Origin of the sequence: Hydrogenothermus marinus, from assembly GCF_003688665.1 — a bacterium.
Classification (GTDB): Bacteria; Aquificota; Aquificia; order Aquificales; family Hydrogenothermaceae; genus Hydrogenothermus; species Hydrogenothermus marinus.
Genome location: NZ_REFO01000015.1, coordinates 1 through 19,411, shown reverse-complemented (window position 1 = coordinate 19,411; position 19,411 = coordinate 1). Strand labels below are relative to the sequence as shown.

Below are 19,411 nucleotides of genomic sequence, written 5' to 3'. Positions count from 1 at the left end.
TTTTCTCCTTATTAATGCTCAGGTTCTATAATTGCAGTTGCTATATAGGCAGTTGTAAGAATCATAAATACATAAGTTTGTAAAAATACTTCAAAAAGGTGAATAAACATTATTGGTAATGGAACAAGTAAAGGAACTAAAAATATTAATACTATAGTTAGTATTTCACCACTTGTCATATTTGCAAAAAGACGAAGAGCAAGAGTTAAAGGTCTACTTAAATGAGATATTATTTCTATTATAAAATATAAAGGAGCCATCCACTTTATTGGTCCAAAAAAATGGCTAAAATATTTAAAAAATCCTTGTTCTCTAATTCCTTCAAAGTTATAGTAAAAGAATACAAGAAGAGCTAAAGCAAAGGTAGTATTTATATTGGCAGTAGGAGCTTCAAGTCCTGGTATCATTCCAAGTAGATTACCAAAGAATACAAATAAGCCAATACCTGCAACTAAAGGGAAGTATTTCATCCCTCTTTTTCCCATATTTTCTTCTATCATATTTTTTGCAAAGTCAATATAAGCTTCAAATATATTCTGAATTGGAGAAGGTACCAATTTTGGATTTTTAGCAAAGATTGCAAAAATTGCAAATACAACTATCATTTCAATAATTGTCATCGTTATATGGTTTGTGTAAAGACCTTCCACTATTTCCTCCATCTATCGTTTAGTAAAGACAAACTTTAGATATTATAGCAAAATTTTATAATTATAGTAAAGTCTTAATTTTACAGATTGCTATAGTGTACATATTTCAGATAGTTCAACTTTTTCTATGTCTAAATCCGGTATTAATAAATCTTTTAGAACATAAAAAGATGGAGATTCATCTGTAATAAATATTCTTCTCTCTCCATTTTCTTTTAGATTAATATTTTGATTTTTAATAAATTGAGGAATTATATCTGTAGAATCGACAATGTTTAAATCAGGATACAAATTTTTAATTTCATCCTTTAATAAAGGATAATGGGTACAACCAAGTATTAATGTATCTATTCCTTCATTAACAATATCGTCTAAGTAGTCTTTTATTATAAGTCTTGTAATATTTCCTTTTATTCTTCCTTCTTCTACAAGAGGTACAAATAAAGGACAAGCTTTTGAGAAAACTTGATAATCTTTTCCTATATCCTTTATTTTTTTTTCATAAGATTTACTTCTTATGGTAGCTTGAGTACCTATTACTCCTATTTTTTTATTCTTTGTTTTAGAAATAGCATTTAAAACTCCAGCCGTAATTACATCTATTACAGGAATATTTGTATATTTTTTTACTGTTTCAAAAGCATAAGAAGATGCAGAATTACAAGCAATAACAAGAAGATCAACATTAAAGTTTTTTATTAAAAAATTTGAAAGCTCAAGACTATATCTTATTATTGTTTCTGCTGATTTATTTCCATAAGGAACTCTTGCAGTATCACCTATATAGTAAATGTTAGCTTCTGGAAAATTTTCTGAAATAGATTTAAAAACAGTAAGACCACCTATACCAGAATCAAAAACTCCAATAGACATATATTAGCCTTCTGCTGTTTTTAATTCAAGTTTTGGTGCATCTTGCCAAAGCCATTCAAGTTGATAATAATCTCTAAGTTCAGGTAAAAATATATGCACCATAATATCTCCATAATCTATAGCTATCCATCTTCCTTCTGTATAACCTTCTACATGAGAGTGGGTTAAGCCTTCTTCTTTTAGAGTTTTCATTATTTCATCTGCAATAGCTCTGGTATGGGTTGGAACATCTCCTGAGGTAATTATCATATAATCTGCTATTGGGTTTACTTTACCAATATTTAAGACAACTGTATCTTTACCTTTTTTATCTTCTATTGCTTCTACTATTTTTTTTACAGTTTTTTCTGTTTTAATAGGTGAAACCTCCTTTTTTCTTTTATATATATGTATTAATTATATTTTTTCAAGATATTTTCAATCTCTTTTTTATATTTCCCTTTTTTAGCAAGTTCTTTTAATATTTCTTTACCTTTTATTTTACTTTCTTTGATTCTTTTTTCGTATGTATATAATTGCTCTTCTAAAAGTTTTTTTCTATTTTGTAAAACATTCTTTTTATCTAAATTTTTCTCTTTCTTTATTTTTTCTTCTAACTCTTTTAGTTTTTCTTTATAGTCTTCTATAGTATCTTCATACTGCTGTTGTGTCTTTAAGAGATTTATTCCCATTTTATACTTTATATAATCTTTATCAATATAGTTGTAATATTTGTTGTAAATAAAGTTGTAATAAAAATAAGCTGAGTAAGGTTTCCCAAGATGCTCATATAAATCTGCTATATCTTTATAATGTTTAATCTCTATTTGTTTAACTTTCTTTATTATTTCTTTTGCTTTTTCTACATATTTACTATTAGGGTAATTTATTATTATCTCTTTTGCTTTTTCTTCTGCTTTTCTTACATATGTAAGGTCCCTTTGATAATCTGGTGAAACTTTTAAGTAAGAAATAGCCAATTTATAAAGAGCTTCTGGTATATTTGGTGCAGTAGGATACATAGATATATATTCTTCAAACTCTACAATTGCATCTACATACTGTTTTTGATGGAAATATATATTTGCAAGGGCAAATTTAGCATTCATTATATCTTCAGTTGTCATACCTTTTGCTTTGTATATGGCTTTTTTTAGATAATCTTTTGCTTTATCATATTTTTTTTCTTTATAAGCTTTCATACCTTGATAGTATATATCCTTTGGATAAAACTCTTTTTTAGCACAGGATAAAAATAAACTAAATACTAAAGCTACTATTAATAATTTTTTCATGCTTTTCTCTCTATTATATATTTATCTACAGATAATCTTTCATCTTTTATAATTTTAACATTTTTAGAAATATCTAAATTTTTTAGTATTAATTTTAACCCTTTTTCAAGTAAAGGATTAATTTTTATCTGTAATTTTGCAAATGGTTTTATACATTGGATTTTCTTTTCTATATCAAATAATACTAAATTAATACTTTTTGTATAACCTTTTCCATTACAAATATAACAAAATTGGGATAATTTTTTTATATTACTTTCGTCTATTTTTTTTCTTGTAAGTTCTAATAATCCTAAACTTGTAAATCCTCTTATTTTTATTGGCTTTTTATCAAAAAAAGTTTCTTGTTTTAAGATATTTATAAGTTCTTCTTTTTTACTATCTTCATTCATATCTATAAAATCTATAATTATTATTCCTCCTAAATCTCTAAGTCTTAAATGTTTTGCTATTTCTTTACAACTTTCTACATTTGTAGCAAAAGCAGTTTCTTCTAGATTTTTACTTTTACAACTACTACCACTATTTACATCTATAGAAACAAGGGCTTCAGTTTCTTCAATTACCAGATAACCACCACTTTTTAACCATACATAAGGATTTAATATCTTATGAATAGTTTTTGGTATCTCATAATATTCATAAAGACTTTTATTGTTTTCTTTAAAAAGCTTTATCTTTATATCTATGTTTCCAAAAAAGTTTTTAGTATATTTTCTTAAGATCTTATAAAGCTTAATATCATCAGTGATTATATTATTAAATTTACCTGCATAATCTTTCAATATAGTATAAAGTTTATAGTCTTCTAAGAATAACTGAGAAGGGGCTTTAACTTTATCAAATCTTTTTAATATATTTTCCCATATTGATTTTAAATTTAAAAAATCCTCTATTATATCTTCATCTGATGCTTCACAAGTTAGTGTTCTTATAATATAGCCATAATTTTCTGGATTATATTCAGATAAAATATCTTTAACTCTATCTTTTAAAACAGCCTTTTGATTTTCATCTGTATATTTAGAGGAGATATTTACTGTTTTTACTGTTGGGGTTAAAACTAAATATTTACCTGGAATAGCTATTTTTTCAGTTAATTTTGCACCTTTATTTCCTATTTGTCCCCTTTTAACTTGAACAAGTATAGGTTGATTTAATTTATAATTATTTATATCTTTTACATGTAAAAAGGCTTCTCTATCATTTCCTATATCAACAAAGACTGCATTCATTGCAGGTGCTAATCTTTTAATTCTACCTTTATAAACTCCACCTACATTTTGAAGTTCATCCTTATTTTCTACATATAATTCAACATTTTCGTTATTTTCTCTTATTATATAAATAATTAAATTTGTAGATGTTAAAATTATTAAATCTCTATCCAATCTAAAAAACCACAATAAAATCTTATCTTCTTAAGTTTAACATATGATTATTAAGAATTGTAAGAGTTTAGTTTGATATGGCTTGATTTACATAAAATAAAACTTGATCTAAATTTATTTTTTCTTTAGCAGAAGTTAAAATTACAGGAATAGTATCATCAAGTTCTAAAACTTCTTTTATTATCTTTTTTGCTTTTGCTTTTTCACTTTGATTTAATTTATCCAGTTTTGTTCCAACAACTATATATGGTATTTCTAAAGCTTCTAAATACTCTTTCATTATAAAATCAAGGTTTGTAGGTTTATGTCTACTATCAACAAGAAGTATAACAAGTTTTAGATTTTCTCTTGTTTGAAAATATAAATCCATCATTTTTTGCCATTTTTTTCTTTCTGCTTTAGAAACAGAGGCATAACCATAGCCAGGAAGATCAACAAAATAAAAGTTATCATTTATTTTAAAAAAGTTTATAAGCCTTGTTTTTCCTGGTGTGGCACTAACTTTTGCTATCTTTTTATTTAAAAGGGAATTTATTAAAGAAGATTTCCCAACATTTGACCTTCCTACTATGGCAACCTCAGGTTTATCTGGTGGAGGATAATCTTCAGGTTTTACTGCACTTTTAATAAATTCAACCTTTTTAATTTTCATTTTAGCTGGCTTTTTCTACTTCTTTTTCCCTTTCAAAAATAAATTTAGGTTTTGATTTATTTTTTACAGTATCTTCTGTTATTATTATCTTTTTAAGACCTTTTTTCTTTAAAGAAGGAACTTCATACATAATATCAAGCATAATTTCTTCAACTATAGCCCTTAAACCTCTGGCACCTGTTTTTCTTGCTATTGCTTCCTTTGCAATCTCTCTTATAGCTTCTTCTGTAAATTCTAATTCTATACCTTCTAATTCCATTAATTTTTTGTATTGTTTTATAAGAGCATTTTTAGGTTCTGTTAATACTCTTACCAGAGCGTCTTCATCAAGTTCTTCTAATGTAGCTATAACAGGAATTCTACCAACAAATTCAGGTATAAGGCCATAATGAATTAGATCTTCAACTCTAACTTGTTTTAATAAATCTTTTTCTTCCTGTTTTGTTTTTACATCAGATGTAAATCCTATAGATTTTTTACCAATTCTTTTTCTTATAATATCTTCAAGGCCAACAAATGCTCCACCAAGAATAAATAGGATATTAGATGTATCTATTTGTAAAAATTCTTGGTGAGGGTGTTTTCTTCCACCTTGAGGTGGGATATTTGCAACAGTTCCTTCTAATATTTTTAAAAGGGCTTGCTGAACACCTTCACCTGATACATCTCTTGTAATAGATGGATTTTCTCCTGATTTTTTAGCTATTTTATCTATCTCATCTATATAAATAATGCCTTTCTCTGCTTTTTCTATATCATAATCTGCTGCTTGAACAAGCCTCACAAGAATACTTTCTACATCTTCACCAACATATCCTGCTTCTGTAATGTTTGTAGCATCTGCAATTGCAAATGGAACATTTAATATTTTTGCCAAGGTTCTTGCAAGTAATGTTTTACCAGAACCAGTAGGTCCTATTAAAAGAATATTACTTTTTTCAAGTTCTACATCTTCTTCATTAAAAGCTGATTGTTTTTCTTTAAAAAGTATTCTTTTATAATGATTGTAAACTGCTACAGAAAGAATTTTTTTAGCTCTTTCTTGTCCTATTACATACTCATCTAATTTTTTCTTTATTTCTTCAGGGGTTGGAAGTTCTTTTAGCTGTTCTTCTGTATTTTCCGTATTCTGCAGTTCTTCTTTTATTAAAAGATTACATTGATTTATACAATCATCACATATATAAATATCATCTGGTCCTGCTATTAAAACTTTTGCTTCTTCTTTACTCTTTCCACAAAAAGAGCATTTATCTTTACTCATTAATCTCCTCTTTTAAGTAAAACTTTATCTATTAAGCCATACTCTTTGGCTTCTTCTGCTGACATAAAATAGTCCCTTTCTGTATCTTTTTCAATCTTTTTAACAGATTTTCCTGTAAATTCTGCTAATTTTTCATTAAGGTATTTTTTAAGTCTTAATATCTCTTTAGCATGTATTTCTATGTCTGTAGCTTGTCCTTGAAAACCTCCTAATGGTTGGTGAATCATAATTCTGGAACTTGGAAGAGCATATCTTTTCCCTTTTGTACCTGCTGCAAGTAAAAATGCTCCCATTGATGCTGCTTGTCCCATACATATTGTAACAACATCAGGTTTTATATACTGCATAGTGTCATATATTGCAAGCCCTGCAGTAACTACTCCCCCCGGAGAGTTTATATAAAGATATATATCTTTATCTGGATCTTCTGATTCTAAAAATAAGAGCTGGGCTATAACAAGATTTGCTATATGGTCGTCAATTGGAAAACCAAGAAGTACTATTCTATCTTTTAAAAGTCTTGAATAAATATCATAAGCTCTTTCTCCTCTTGGAGTTTGCTCAACAACTATAGGAACTAACTGACTTACTATTTTATCTATTTCATTTTTATTTTTGCTCATTTGTTTCCTCCTGTTTTTCTTCAACTTCTTTTGTTTCTTCTAAAGGTTGTCCTTCTACCTTACCATATTTTGCTTCATACTCTTCTTTAGTCATTTCCACAATTTTAACTTTTTCTTTTAGTAAATCAAGAACTTTATCTCTTAATAAATTATATTTAATTCCTGCTAAAGCTCCTTGCTCTTCTATAATTTGTTTCATTTGCTGTGGAGATATTTGGTATTCTTGAGCCATTTTTTCTATTTCTTGGTTTAATTCTTCGTCTGTTACTTCTATTCCTTCTTTATCTGCTATTTTGTTTAAGATAAATGCAAGTTTAACATTTTTTATAGCTGTAGCTTCAAGACCTTGAGCCGCTGCCATTAACATATCTTGATTTGGTTTTACACCAAACTGTTCAAGCTGTCTCATATAATTTTGCAATAAAACTTCTAATTCTGCTTGAACTAAAGAAGTAGGTACTTCAAAATCATACTGCTCTGCTAATTTATCTAATATTTTTTGTTTTAATTCTGCTTCTTTTGCTTCTTTTACTTGTTTTTCTAAATCTTCTTTTATTTTCTTTTTAGCTTCTTCTAAATTTTCTCCAAGGCCAAGTTCTTTTACAAACTCATCATTAAATTCAGGAACTATTTTTTTCTTAACTTCTAAAACTTCTATATCAACAGTTGCTTTACCAAATTCTTCACCTTTTTCATTATAAAGTGGCACATTTTCTAAATGTATTTTATCTCCTACTTTTTTACCTTTTAATTCATCTTCTATTTCTTTTCTTAATTGGTTTGCACCTATTATAGCTTCTATTTCATCTTCTTCTGTATTTCCTTTCTCATCTGTTATTTTATAGTGTAGTTTAACTAAATCGCCTTCTTCTATAGCTTTATCTTCAGTTTCATATTTTGCATTTTCTTCTAAAAGTCTTTGGATAGCTTTTTCCACATCTTCATCTGATACTTCATATTTGATCATCTCTATTTCAAGTCCTTCATAATCTTTTAGTTCAAATTCTGGTGCAACTTCAAATCTAACTTTAAAACTTAATTTACTATCATTTTCTATTTTTATTTCTCCTAAATCTAAATTAGGAGACACTGGTGCTAAATCTTTTTCTTTTAAAATTTCTGGTAAATGTTTATTTATATATTTTTTTGCAACTTCTTCATTAATTGCATCTTTGTATTTAGCTTTTATTATTGAAGGAGGAACATGTCCTTTTCTAAATCCAGGTAAAGAAACATTTTTTGAAACTTCTTTTAATACAGAGTTTACTAAATCTTTTATTTCTTGTCCTTCATCTTCAATAGTTAAAGTTCTTAAAAGCCCTTTTTCTTCAACTGCTACATTCATTCCTTTCTTACTCCTTTTATATTAATTTTATTTTCAGCAAAATATTCTTATATTATATACTAAACAGAAAAAAGGTAGCTATTTTTAGGTATTTCCTGTAATCTTTTAATTGAAAGGTTAACATAATTTTCGTCTATCTCAACTCCTATAGCCTTTCTTCCTTCTTGGTATGCCGAAATTAAAGTAGTCCCACTTCCAACGAAGGGATCTAAAATTAAATCATCTTTATAAGAAAATAATTTTATACATCTTTTTGGAAGTTCTATAGGAAATGGTGCAGGATGTCCTATTCTTTTCTTACTTTCTCCAGGAAATGTCCAAACACCATTTGTCCATTCTATAAATTCATCTCTTTCTATACTACTTTCTCCTTTTTTTAACCTTTTCCATTGATTTTTATACATTACTACAATCATTTCAACAGGAGCTATAACATAAGGAGCTGAAGCAGAAAGCCAAGAACCCCAAGCTGTCCTTCTTGATATATTTTGTTCATTCCATACTATAGTAGATTGATATTTAAAGCCTACTTCTTTTGCTACTTCTACAAAATCAGCATATATAGGTTTTAATCCATTTTTATTTTTATCAAGAGGGATGTTAACACAGATTCTTCCATCATCAGCTAAAAGCTGATAACTCTTTTCAAGCCAGCTTTTTGTAAAATATAAATAATCCTCATAATCTAAATTGTCATTATGTTTTCCATAATCAATAGATAGATTGTAAGGAGGAGATGTGATAATTAGGTTGATTTTTCCTTTATATTTTGAAAAATCAACTTTAATAAAATCATTATGATAAAGTTTTATATTTTCTTTATCAAAAACTAAATTAGTTTTTTCTGTAAAAAATTGCTGAATATTATTTGTTTTTAGATTTTTATTAAGAATTTTATCAAGTAATTCATTTACAATATAATTGAAACTTTTTTCTTCTAGGATAGAAATTTCTTTCAATTTTTCAAAAATATTCCATTTTAATCTAATTTTTAATTCTTTAGTTTTTTTATCTGTTAGATATTTCAAATTTATACCCCAACTTTTTAGGTGCTATTTTTAAGATTGAAATCATTTTAACATAACTAAATTATGGAAGAAAAAGAAATAATTAGTAATAGACAAAGTAAAGCTTCTAAAGAAGGAAAAGCAAAAGAAGAAGAAGTCAAAAATTTACTTCTTGAAGACAATTTTATAAAAGAAAAATTTTTCGTAGGAAAACCTTCTGAAGTACTAAAAGATCTTTCTATTTTATATATTCCATATGGTAAAGAAAAAGCAATGATAGATGCTGATTTATGCATAATAAGAAAAAAAGACAATAAACTTGTTTGTGTAATATCAGTTAAAAAATCTTTTAGAGAAAGAGGTGGTCAAACTGCATACTGGTCTATAAAGGTAAAACAAGAAAATAAAGGTTTTAAATATATTCTTACAACTCCTGATGTAGATAAGGAACTTTTCAATCCTAAAAAACCTGAAAATAAAAGAAAATGGAGAATAATATTACCTTATGAATGTGATGGAGTATTCATTTATAGTTATAAAGGAAAAATTTACAAAGATAATAACTTTTATGTTGGAGATGAATACCTTAAAGAGTATATCAAAAATCTTGTATAATCATTGAAACAGAAGAAATTTTCTCTAATTTATTTAAGATAAATTTTTGAATATAGAGGTTTTTTATGATAAAAACACCTTTTAATGCAAAACTTCCTTTTGAACTTGCGGGAGATCAGCCTAAAGCAGTAAGACAGCTTTATAAAAATCTAAAAGATGGAGTTAAAGAACAGGTTTTACTTGGAGCAACAGGAACAGGAAAAACAGTTACTTTTGCTAAGACTATAGAAAAGTATGGAAAACCTGCTTTAGTTTTAACCCATAATAAAACATTAGCGGCACAGATTTATAGAGAGCTTAAAGAAATTTTTCCTGATAATGCAGTAGAGTATTTTGTTTCTTATTATGATTACTACCAGCCAGAAGCATACCTTCCAGAAAAGGATATATATATAGAAAAAGATAGTTCTATAAATGATGCTATAGATAGATTTAGACATTCAGCTACAAAAAGTTTAATAGAAAGGCCAGATACTATAGTTGTAGCATCTGTTTCTTGTATATATGGACTTGGAACACCTGAATTTTATGAAAAATTAAGACTTCAACTTTATGTTGGGATGCCAATTGATAGACAACAATTTTTAAGAAAACTTATAGAACTTCAATATCAAAGAGATGATTATTCTTTTAAAAGAGGAACTTTTAGTGTGAAAGGTGATACTATTGAACTAATTCCATCTCATACAGAAGATACTATTTTAAGAGTTGAGTTTTTTGGTGATGAGATAGATTCTATATCAGAACTTGATCTTTTTAATAGAAATACAAAAAAAAGAGTTGAAAATGCAGTAATATTTCCTGCAAGCCATTATGTTATACCAAAACCAGATATTGCAGATGCAGTAAAACAGATTCAAAAAGATTTAGAAAAAGAGGTTGAAGATTTTAGAAAAGCTGGGAAAGAAATAGAAGCAAATAGATTATGGCAAAGAACCAACTATGATATAGAAATGATTTTAGAGCTTGGAACATGCAAAGGAATTGAAAATTACTCAAGATACTTTGATGGAAGGAAACCGGGAGAGCCACCTTATACACTACTTGATTATTTTCCTGATGATTATCTTCTTATTATAGATGAAAGTCATGTAACAATACCGCAGATTAGAGCTATGTATAATGGAGATAGAAAAAGAAAGGAAAATCTTGTTAAATATGGTTGGAGAATGAAGTCTGCATTTGATAATAGACCTTTAAAATTTGATGAATTTTTAGAAAAAATAGAAAGAGCTATATATGTTTCCGCTACTCCTGCAGATTGGGAAATAGAAAGAAGTAAAGGAATAATAATAGAACAGATAATTAGACCTACAGGATTATTAGATCCTGAAGTAATAGTAAAACCAACAGAAGGGCAGATAGACGATTTAATTTCTGAAATATGGAAGATAAAAGAAAGAAATGAAAGAGCTATAGTAATTACATTAACTAAAAAAATGGCTGAAAATCTTTCAGATTATTTAATTGAAAGAGATATAAAAGCAGTATATCTTCATTCTGAAATAGATACTATAGAAAGAGCAAAAATAATAAAAGAATTAAGAGAAGGAAAATATGATGTTATTGTTGGAGTTAATTTATTAAGAGAAGGAATAGATATGCCAGAAGTTTCTCTTGTAGCTATATTAGACGCAGATAAACAAGGATTTTTAAGATCAACAACTGCATTAATCCAGATAATAGGAAGAGCGGCAAGAAATATAAATGGAAAAGCAATTTTATATGCAGATAAGATTACTCCTGCAATGGAAAAAGCAATTAAAGAAACAGAAAGAAGAAGAAAACTACAAAAAGAATACAATGAAAAGCATAATATTACTCCAAAAACAATCAAAAAAGAAATAAAAGATCTTATAAATCTTGAAGAAATTGGGATAAAAATATATGAAGATATACCCGATAATATAACATCAGAAGAAGAACTTTTAAATGAGATAGAAAAATTAGAAAAACAGATGTGGGAATATGCTAAAAATTGGGAATTTGAAAAAGCAGCACAACTAAGAGATAAAATTGAAAAATTAAAAAAGGTGGCTGTATCCCTTTGAAAAAATTGATTATTTTACTGCTTATTGTCTTGAATGTTGCTTATGCAAAGAAGTTTTTAATCAAAAAAGGTGATATTGTAGATGGAAAATTAAATGTTGGAATAGTTATTGCAAAAAAGCCAAGTGTTAATACCGAGTTTTTAAACCCTTATCAGGAAAAAGAACCCCCTCAAGTTTATCCTATATCAATAACATTTAGTTCTAATATCCTTCAAAACTGTAATGCAATAGGATATTTAATATATAATACAGATTTTAATAGGTTTTATGGAAGTATCTCTGAAATAAGCTGTAATGAAAATGGAAAGATAAAAAATTATGAAACTAAAGGATATATTTTAAATAATCAAGCTATTGTTGGATTAAGTGAATTAGAAACACAAACAAATACACCTATAAAAATAATGTTTATAAAAGAGATAACTCCAAAATAATTAAGATTTGTTTAACAGTTCAATAATTTCTGGTATTGGTTTTGGTAGTTCTTTTAAACTTATTTCTATTTTTTTATTTGTTCTTGGATGGATAAATGCTATTTTATAAGCAACTAATGCATGATAATCAAGTATATCAGAAGATTTTTTAGCCTCTTCTGATTTTAAAGAAGATTTTTTAAATCCATATACTTTATCATTTAAAAGTGGATGGCCTATTGCTGAAAAATGCACCCTTATTTGATGTGTTCTTCCTGTATGCAATTTAATATCAACAAGAGATAAATTATGCTTTTCCCATTTTTTTTCTACCCAATATTCTGTAAGAGCATCTCTTGGATTTACTGCATCTATTCCCATTTTTTGTCTATTATAAATAGAGCGACCAATAGGTAAATCTATAAGATCATGATCTTTTTTCACAATTCCTGAAACAATTGCTTTATATCTTTTATCAACTAACCTTTCTTGGAACTGTTTTTGAAGTTCTTTATGGGCAAATTCTGATTTTGCAACTATTAAAAGTCCTGCAGTTTCTTTATCAAGTCTATGTATAATTCCTGCTCTTTCTCTTCCTTGATATTCAGATACATTTTTAAAATGATATAAGAGAGCATTTACTAAAGTACCTGAAGTATGCCCAACAGAAGGATGAACAACCATATGTGGTGGTTTATAAACTACTGCTAAATCTTCATCTTCATAATATATATCAAGAGGTATATTTTCTGGCTCTATATTAAGGCTTGGAGGTGGTGGTATTATTATTGTAATTTCTTGACCTTCTTTAATTTTAAAAGAAGGTTTTTTTATTGGTTTTCCTTTTTCTAATACATTTCCTTCTTTTATTAATTTTTGATAATATGCTCTTGAAAATTCAGGATAGACCATAGATAAAAACTGATCTATTCTTTTATTTTTATATTCCTTTTCTACTTTAAATATTAATACTTCTTCCAAATTTTTTATATAGCCGCTCCTTCTAAACTTGACTGGCAATCACATTTAAAATTTGTAGGAAGATTTTCTGAAAAATCAAGTATTAATTTTTTTATCTCTTCTGTTTTTCTTTCCATCATTTCAATTACTTCTTCAGAAGTTAGTTTTTCTCCTTTTATTCCTGCAGCCAAATTTGTAACTACACTCACAGAGGCAAAATGCATTCCAAGTTCCCTTGCTAAAACAATCTCAGGCACTAAAGTCATTCCTACAATATCTGCGCCTATGGTTTTTAAAGCTTTTATCTCTGCTGCTGTTTCAAGTCTTGGACCTTCAGTTGCTACATATACTCCATTTTTATGATAACTAAATCCTAGTTTTTTCAAACTATTTTCTAAACTATTTCTAAGCTCAGGGCAAAAAGGATCTGAAACATCTATATGTACTACCCTTTTATCTTTCAAATACTGGCTAACTAAATCATCTTTAATATAATCATCTTCTTTTGTATATATTCCTTCAAAAAAAGTAGATGCTCTTGTTTTTGTAAAATCTAAAAATTGATAAGATATTACAAAATCGCCTGGTTTATAGTTCTCATTTATTCCACCTACTGCACTTACAGAAAGAATTTTATTTACTTCTAACTTCCTAAAACCCCATATATTTGCTCTATAATTTATAAGATGAGGTGGGTAAAGATGGCCTCTCCCATGTCTTGGAAGAAAGATAATTTTATTGCCTTTGTATTCAGTAATTATATATTTATCAGAAGGTTTGCCCCAAGGTGTATTTAGCTCAACTTCATCAATAAGCTTTAAACCTTCTATTTTGTATAAACCACTACCACCAATAACACCAAGCATTATAAAACCTCTCTTATTATTTCTTGAGCTTTAGAAACTGCTTTTCCAAATTCAACAGGATATCCTATTTTTTGTAAAGCAATTTCAAGACCTGCTATAACTTGAATCATATCCATAAAATCAAAATATCCCATATGAGCAATTCTAAATATTTTTCCTTTTAAATGATCTTGTCCTCCTGCAACTCTAAATCCTATTTTTAAAAGCTGTTTTCTTAAATCATCTGCATTAATTCCTTCTGGTGCATAAACGCCTGTAGCAGAGTTTGCTGGACTTTCAGATAAAAGTTTTAAACCAAGTTCTTGTACTGCTTCTCTTGTAGCTTTTGCCATAACTTCATGTCTTTTTGCAAGATTTTCCAAACCTTCATCAAGGATTAAGTTTAAGCTTTCATTTAAAGCAAGTATTAAATTTATTGCAGGTGTATAAGCAGTTTGACCTTTTGCTTGTTTTTTGCTCTCTGCTTTTACATCAAAGTAATATTTTGGAAGGTTTGATGTATCAAGTCTTTTTTCTGCTTTCTCACTATAATATAAAATAGAAAGTCCCGGTGGTAGCATTAAAGCTTTTTGAGAGCCTGTAACTAAAATATCTATTCCAACTTCTTCAGGATAAACTTCATAAACCCCTACAGATGTAATTCCATCTACTACAATAAGACAGTCTTCAAGCATTTCATTTGCTTTTTCTGCTAAAAATTTAACATCATGATAAGTTGTTGTTGAGGTTTCTGACTGTTGAACTAATATTCCTTTTATTTGGGGATATTTACCAAGTATTTCGATTAATTTTTCTTTATCGTAAGTTTTTCCCCAAGGAATTTCATAATCTATAACTTTAAGATTATATCTTTTAGCTATTTCTCTCCATCTTTGTCCAAATTTACCTGCATTTATAACTAAAACAGTATCTTCTTCACTAAAAAAGTTAACTATAGAAGCTTCCATAGCTCCTGTTCCTGAAGATGCAAACATCAAAACATCTCTTTTTGTTTTTAAAAGTTTTTGAAGTTTTTCTCTTACTTGTAAAAACGCATTGGTGAATTCAGGTGTTCTATGATGTATTATCTGTTGTCCTAAAGCTTTTATTACTTGTGGTGGAAGTGGTACTGGACCTGGAGTAAAAAGTCTTTCTTTAATAAGCATAAAATCCTCCTATGATTAAAACTTTAATTACTTATATTTTACAGTAATTACTGTTATTAAGTTATTTTTCTATAGGAAGATTTTCTTTTTTCCAGTTTAATATGCCACCATTTAGATTATAAACCTTTTTTACTCCCCACTTCTCTAAAAGTTTTGATGCTATTGCACTTCTATTACCACTTCTACAATATACAAATACAGGTCTTTCTTTTATTCCTTTCCCTGCTAAAAATATATATTTAAAAAGCTGAACTGGAATTAAATTAGCATTTGGAATATGTCCTTCTTGGTAAAACTCCTGAGGAGTTCTTACGTCTAAAAGTATTGCATCTTTTGTTTTATTTAATAAATTGTAAAACTGTTTTGGATTTAAATTTTCATAAGCAAAAGATATATTTAAAAATGCTAAAATAGTTAAAATATATCTCATTATTAATTCCCCTTAATTTTTTAATTAGAATATATTTATAACATAAAGAGGAAAAGAATGTATAGAGTAGCCATAGTTGGAAGGCCAAATGTTGGTAAATCTTCCTTGTTTAATAGAATAATAGGAAAAAGAAAAGCAATAGTTGAAGATATTCCGGGAGTTACAAGGGATAGATTAATTTCAACTACTGATTGGAGGAATATTCCTTTTGAAATTGTAGACACTGGCGGATATATCCAATCAGATACAGATAAATTTGCACCTTATATAAGAAAAGAGATAGAAAAAGAGTTAGAAAATGCAGATGCTTTTATTTTGGTGGTAGATGGGCAAACAGGACTGACAGAAGCTGACAAAGATATAGCAAGAATATTACATAAAACAGAAAAACCTGTTTATGTAGCAGTTAATAAAATAGACAATCCAGAAAAGGAAGATAATATATATGAATTTTATGAACTTGGATTTGATAAAATCTTTCCTATTTCTACTATTCAAAAAATGGGAGTAGCTGATCTTTTAGATCAAATAATAGAAGATATTCCTGATTATGAAAGGGAAGCTTTAAAAGAAAATAAAGAAAAAGAAACTAAATCAGATTTTATAAAAGTAGCATTAGTAGGAAAACCAAATGCTGGAAAATCTTCTTTATTAAATGCAATACTTGGAGAAGAAAGAGCTTTAGTTTCTAACATCCCTGGAACTACAAGAGATACAGTAGATACAATCTTTGAAAAAGATGGACAAAAATTTTTATTCTTAGATACTGCAGGGCTTAGGAAAAAGAAAAATATAGATTATGGAATAGAATTTTTCAGTGTAGGAAGAACCTTAGAATCTATAAAAAAAGCAGATGTAGTAGTATTAGTAATAGATGCTGAGCAAGGAGCAACAGAACAAGATCAAAAAATAGCTCATCTTATTCAAAAGTATTATAAACCTGCTATCATAGCAGTAAATAAAATAGATAGACTTCCAAAAAGAAAAGATATTTTAAAAGCTTTAGAAACTCAAATTAGAGAAAAACTTTATTTCTTACCATATGCACCAATTATTTTTGTTTCTGCCAAGAAAAAAATAAATATAGATAAATTATTAAATGAAATTATTGAAGTATATAATCAAGCTTGGAAAAGAGTTGGTACAGGAAAATTAAATAGAGCATTAAAACAACTTCAAACTTTACAAGCTCCTCCTACTTATCAAGGAAAACCTTTAAAGATATATTATGGTACTCAACTTGAAGGAAAACCACCTGCATTTTTACTTTTTGTTAATTATCCTCAAGGATTTAAAGCAAATTATGTTAAATATCTGGAAAATAACTTAAGAAAATTACTTGGATTAGAAAAAACACCTATGAAGTTAATCCTTAGAGACAGACATATAGAAAAGAAATAAAATATTACCTAACTATTTTCAGCAATTTCTACTGCTTTTATCATTCCTTTTGCTTTATTAACTGTCTCTTCATACTCTTTTTCAGGAATACTATCTGCTACAATTCCAGCTCCAGCTTGAATATATATATTTTCTCCTTGAACTATAGCTGTTCTTATTGCTATTGCAGTATCAAGATTTCCATCAAAAGATATATATCCTACTGCTCCTGCATAAGGCCCTCTTTTATCTGGCTCAAGTTCTTCTATTATCTGCATAGCTCTAACTTTTGGAGCACCACTTACAGTTCCTACAGGAAAAACTGATTTTAAAACATCTATTGGATGTAAATCTTTTCTTAATTGCCCTGACACATCAGAAACTATATGCATTACATGAGAATATCTCTCTATATACATAAATCTATCTACATTAACAGATTTAGCTTTTGCTACTTTACCAACATCATTTCTTGCAAGGTCAACAAGCATTAAATGCTCTGCTTTTTCTTTTTCATCTGATAAAAGCTCTTTTTCAAGCTTCTCATCTTCTTCTGTAGTTTTTCCTCTTGGTCTTGTACCTGCTATAGGTTTAGTAAATATCTTTCCATCTTTTACAGAAACAAGTATTTCTGGAGAAGAACCTATAAGCTTTATATCTTTTAAATCAAGATAAAAAAGATAAGGAGATGGATTTATGATTCTAATAGCTCTATAAATATTTAAAGGTTCAGTATTTAATCTTTTAGAAAATCTTTGGGATATTACTACTTGAATAATATCACCTTCTCTTATATAATCTTTAGCCTTTTTTACAGCATTTAGAAAATCTTCTTTTTTGAAATTAGATTTCCAGTTTTCTATTTTAACTGAAGAAATTTCCTTAATTGATAATCTTTTTATATTTTTTTCTTCTTCTAACTTAGATTCTATTTCATTTATTTTTTTAATACTTTCTTCATAAAGTTTTTCTATATCTGAATTTTCATCAATAAATGCAGAGACTATTATCTTAATTTTTTTGTTAATATTATCAAAAGCTATAACTTCATCACTTAAGAAAAAGAATATATCAGGAAGTTTTAAAGTATCAGGCTTTATATCAGGAATAGGCTCATAAAAGTGTATAACGTCATATCCTATATATCCTACAATACCGCCCCAGAAAGGAGGTAGATTTTCATCTTTATATGGTTTGAAATTTTTTATAATAGTTTTTATTTCTTCTAATGGATCTTTAGTTTCTTTTATTTCTACTTTCCCTTGATTGTAACTTTCTATAAAACTTTTCTTAGATTTTATATATACAGATTTTGATGAACCTATAAATGAATATCTTCCAATATTTTCACCTTGTTCTACACTTTCAAACAAGAAATTAAATCTATCTTCTGATTTTATTTTTAAAAATACAGATAAAGGTGTATCAATATCCGAAACAATTTCTTTCCATATAGGTATAACATTATAGTTATTTGCTAATTTTTTAAAACTATCTAAGGATAAACTTACAGACATTTACATATCCATTTATGTTTTTCTTGAAATTATACAGGAATTAATGCACAAATTTCCAGTTTTTTAGAGTATGGTGAAATTAAGATATAATTTTTAAAAGGTGTTTTTATTAATTCAATAGTTAATCTTTTACCAATAATTGGATCTCTTTCATCTAATTCTTCTAAGATATATTCCCAATCTAAATAGATATTATCATTTATTTTAGCTAAAATTTTAGAAATAGTCTTTATCCCTTCTTTTGTATAAAGCCTGAAAATAAGCTTAAAATTTTCTTCGTCATAATGATAAATTTTAATCATATAAAAATTTTAAAATAAAAAAGGGGATAATTCATCCCCTTTCGAATATTACTTAAGTTCTACTTTTATTTCTTTTTCTGATGTTTCTTTTGGAATAATTACTTTTAAGATTCCATCTTTCACTTCAGCTTTAGCTTCTTCGGCTTTTACTTCTGCTGGTAAAGGTATTACTCTTTCAAATTTTCCATAAAATCTTTCACTTCTGTAATAGTTTTCATCTTTTTTCTCTTCTTCTTTTTTAACTTCTCCTCTTATTACCAAGTTGTTTTCTTTGATTTTTACTTCAATATCTTCTTTTTTAGCACCTGGTATTTCCGCTTCTACAACTATATTGTTGTCTTTTTCGTAAATATCTACTCTTGGAGCCCAAACTTGAACTTCTGAAATATCTTTTTGTGCTGGAAATACATCTGTAAATAATCTGTTAAGTTCATTTTCAATTCTTGCAAGTTCTCTAAATGGATTCCATCCTCCAAATGCTGGTAAATTTCTTCTGTCCATCTTACATCCCTCCTTTATAAAGTTAATTATATAAAATATAATATTACTTTACTAAAATTTGTCAAGTTCTTTTTAAAAGGTGTTCTAAAATTAAGCAATCAAAAATAAAAATAAGTGAAATATTATTAAAAATAAGGTAGTAATAAGAAAGA

Annotated in this window: 21 protein-coding genes; 4 read left to right on the top strand and 17 right to left on the bottom strand. The window is 27.5% G+C overall.

The window, feature by feature from the left end:
• Positions 1–11: 11 nt before the first annotated feature.
• The 10 genes from atpB to CLV39_RS07435 all read right to left on the bottom strand — a co-directional run bounded on the left by atpB (position 12) and on the right by CLV39_RS07435 (position 9,100).
• Complete coding sequence (gene atpB / locus CLV39_RS07480) at positions 12–650, bottom strand: F0F1 ATP synthase subunit A (RefSeq protein WP_245960352.1); 639 nt, start codon at positions 648–650, stop codon at positions 12–14.
• A 90-nt stretch (positions 651–740) separates the two neighbouring features.
• Positions 741–1,523 (bottom strand): glutamate racemase, encoded by a 783-nt coding sequence (murI, locus tag CLV39_RS07475; RefSeq protein WP_121923621.1) that lies wholly within the window; start codon positions 1,521–1,523, stop codon positions 741–743.
• Positions 1,524–1,526: 3 nt separating this feature from the next.
• Positions 1,527–1,853 (bottom strand): ribosome silencing factor, encoded by a 327-nt coding sequence (gene rsfS / locus CLV39_RS07470; RefSeq protein WP_281271987.1) that lies wholly within the window; start codon positions 1,851–1,853, stop codon positions 1,527–1,529.
• Positions 1,854–1,915: 62 nt separating this feature from the next.
• Positions 1,916–2,797, bottom strand: coding sequence for an outer membrane protein assembly factor BamD (locus CLV39_RS07465; protein ID WP_121923619.1), 882 nt, complete (start codon positions 2,795–2,797; stop codon positions 1,916–1,918).
• A complete protein-coding gene (locus CLV39_RS07460; RefSeq protein ID WP_121923618.1) occupies positions 2,794–4,188 on the bottom strand; it encodes an Rne/Rng family ribonuclease in 1,395 nt (464 codons plus the stop codon). The genes CLV39_RS07465 and CLV39_RS07460 overlap by 4 nt, the downstream gene beginning before the upstream one ends.
• 67 nt (positions 4,189–4,255) lie before the next feature.
• Entirely contained in the window at positions 4,256–4,840 is a 585-nt protein-coding gene (gene yihA / locus CLV39_RS07455; protein ID WP_121923617.1) for a ribosome biogenesis GTP-binding protein YihA/YsxC, read from the bottom strand.
• Between the two features lies 1 nt (position 4,841).
• On the bottom strand, positions 4,842–6,104 hold the full coding sequence (gene clpX / locus CLV39_RS07450) for an ATP-dependent Clp protease ATP-binding subunit ClpX (RefSeq protein WP_121923616.1): 1,263 nt from the start codon (positions 6,102–6,104) through the stop codon (positions 4,842–4,844).
• Positions 6,104–6,727 (bottom strand): ATP-dependent Clp endopeptidase proteolytic subunit ClpP, encoded by a 624-nt coding sequence (clpP, locus tag CLV39_RS07445; protein ID WP_121923615.1) that lies wholly within the window; start codon positions 6,725–6,727, stop codon positions 6,104–6,106. The genes clpX and clpP overlap by 1 nt, the downstream gene beginning before the upstream one ends.
• The gene (gene tig / locus CLV39_RS07440; RefSeq protein ID WP_121923614.1) at positions 6,714–8,072 is read right to left on the bottom strand and encodes a trigger factor; all 1,359 of its coding nucleotides are present in this window, start codon (positions 8,070–8,072) and stop codon (positions 6,714–6,716) included. Before tig ends, clpP begins: the two co-directional genes overlap by 14 nt.
• Before the next feature lie 59 nt (positions 8,073–8,131).
• The gene (locus tag CLV39_RS07435; RefSeq protein WP_121923613.1) at positions 8,132–9,100 is read right to left on the bottom strand and encodes a DNA-methyltransferase; all 969 of its coding nucleotides are present in this window, start codon (positions 9,098–9,100) and stop codon (positions 8,132–8,134) included.
• Positions 9,101–9,163: 63 nt separating this feature from the next.
• Here CLV39_RS07435 and CLV39_RS07430 point away from each other — a divergent pair, with 63 nt between their 5' ends.
• The 3 genes from CLV39_RS07430 to CLV39_RS07420 all read left to right on the top strand — a co-directional run bounded on the left by CLV39_RS07430 (position 9,164) and on the right by CLV39_RS07420 (position 12,179).
• Positions 9,164–9,694: a BsaWI family type II restriction enzyme gene (locus CLV39_RS07430; protein WP_121923612.1), complete on the top strand. Its 531-nt coding sequence runs from the start codon at positions 9,164–9,166 to the stop codon at positions 9,692–9,694.
• A 65-nt stretch (positions 9,695–9,759) separates the two neighbouring features.
• Positions 9,760–11,745, top strand: coding sequence for an excinuclease ABC subunit UvrB (gene uvrB, locus CLV39_RS07425; protein ID WP_121923611.1), 1,986 nt, complete (start codon positions 9,760–9,762; stop codon positions 11,743–11,745).
• On the top strand, positions 11,742–12,179 hold the full coding sequence (locus CLV39_RS07420) for a hypothetical protein (protein WP_121923610.1): 438 nt from the start codon (positions 11,742–11,744) through the stop codon (positions 12,177–12,179). The genes uvrB and CLV39_RS07420 overlap by 4 nt, the downstream gene beginning before the upstream one ends.
• Here the strand turns inward: CLV39_RS07420 and CLV39_RS07415 are convergent, their stop codons facing one another.
• The 4 genes from CLV39_RS07415 to CLV39_RS07400 all read right to left on the bottom strand — a co-directional run bounded on the left by CLV39_RS07415 (position 12,180) and on the right by CLV39_RS07400 (position 15,559).
• Positions 12,180–13,139: an RluA family pseudouridine synthase gene (locus CLV39_RS07415; protein WP_121923609.1), complete on the bottom strand. Its 960-nt coding sequence runs from the start codon at positions 13,137–13,139 to the stop codon at positions 12,180–12,182.
• Between the two features lie 5 nt (positions 13,140–13,144).
• A complete protein-coding gene (gene mtnP, locus CLV39_RS07410) occupies positions 13,145–13,984 on the bottom strand; it encodes an S-methyl-5'-thioadenosine phosphorylase (protein WP_121923608.1) in 840 nt (279 codons plus the stop codon).
• On the bottom strand, positions 13,984–15,129 hold the full coding sequence (locus CLV39_RS07405; RefSeq protein WP_121923607.1) for a pyridoxal-phosphate-dependent aminotransferase family protein: 1,146 nt from the start codon (positions 15,127–15,129) through the stop codon (positions 13,984–13,986). Before CLV39_RS07405 ends, mtnP begins: the two co-directional genes overlap by 1 nt.
• 61 nt (positions 15,130–15,190) lie before the next feature.
• Entirely contained in the window at positions 15,191–15,559 is a 369-nt protein-coding gene (locus CLV39_RS07400) for a rhodanese-like domain-containing protein (protein WP_121923606.1), read from the bottom strand.
• Between the two features lie 57 nt (positions 15,560–15,616).
• On the opposite strand from CLV39_RS07400, the gene der reads away from it, so the two are divergent.
• A complete protein-coding gene (gene der / locus CLV39_RS07395; RefSeq protein ID WP_121923605.1) occupies positions 15,617–16,960 on the top strand; it encodes a ribosome biogenesis GTPase Der in 1,344 nt (447 codons plus the stop codon).
• Between the two features lie 8 nt (positions 16,961–16,968).
• Here der and trpE read toward each other — a convergent pair whose 3' ends face one another.
• The 3 genes from trpE to CLV39_RS07380 are packed head-to-tail and all read right to left on the bottom strand — an operon-like array spanning position 16,969 to position 19,259.
• On the bottom strand, positions 16,969–18,456 hold the full coding sequence (trpE, locus tag CLV39_RS07390; RefSeq protein WP_121923604.1) for an anthranilate synthase component I: 1,488 nt from the start codon (positions 18,454–18,456) through the stop codon (positions 16,969–16,971).
• 29 nt (positions 18,457–18,485) lie between these two features.
• Positions 18,486–18,758, bottom strand: a complete 273-nt coding sequence (locus CLV39_RS07385) for a hypothetical protein (RefSeq protein ID WP_121923603.1) — start codon at positions 18,756–18,758, stop codon at positions 18,486–18,488.
• Positions 18,759–18,806: 48 nt separating this feature from the next.
• Positions 18,807–19,259, bottom strand: a complete 453-nt coding sequence (locus CLV39_RS07380; protein ID WP_121923602.1) for an Hsp20/alpha crystallin family protein — start codon at positions 19,257–19,259, stop codon at positions 18,807–18,809.
• Positions 19,260–19,411 lie beyond the last annotated feature (152 nt).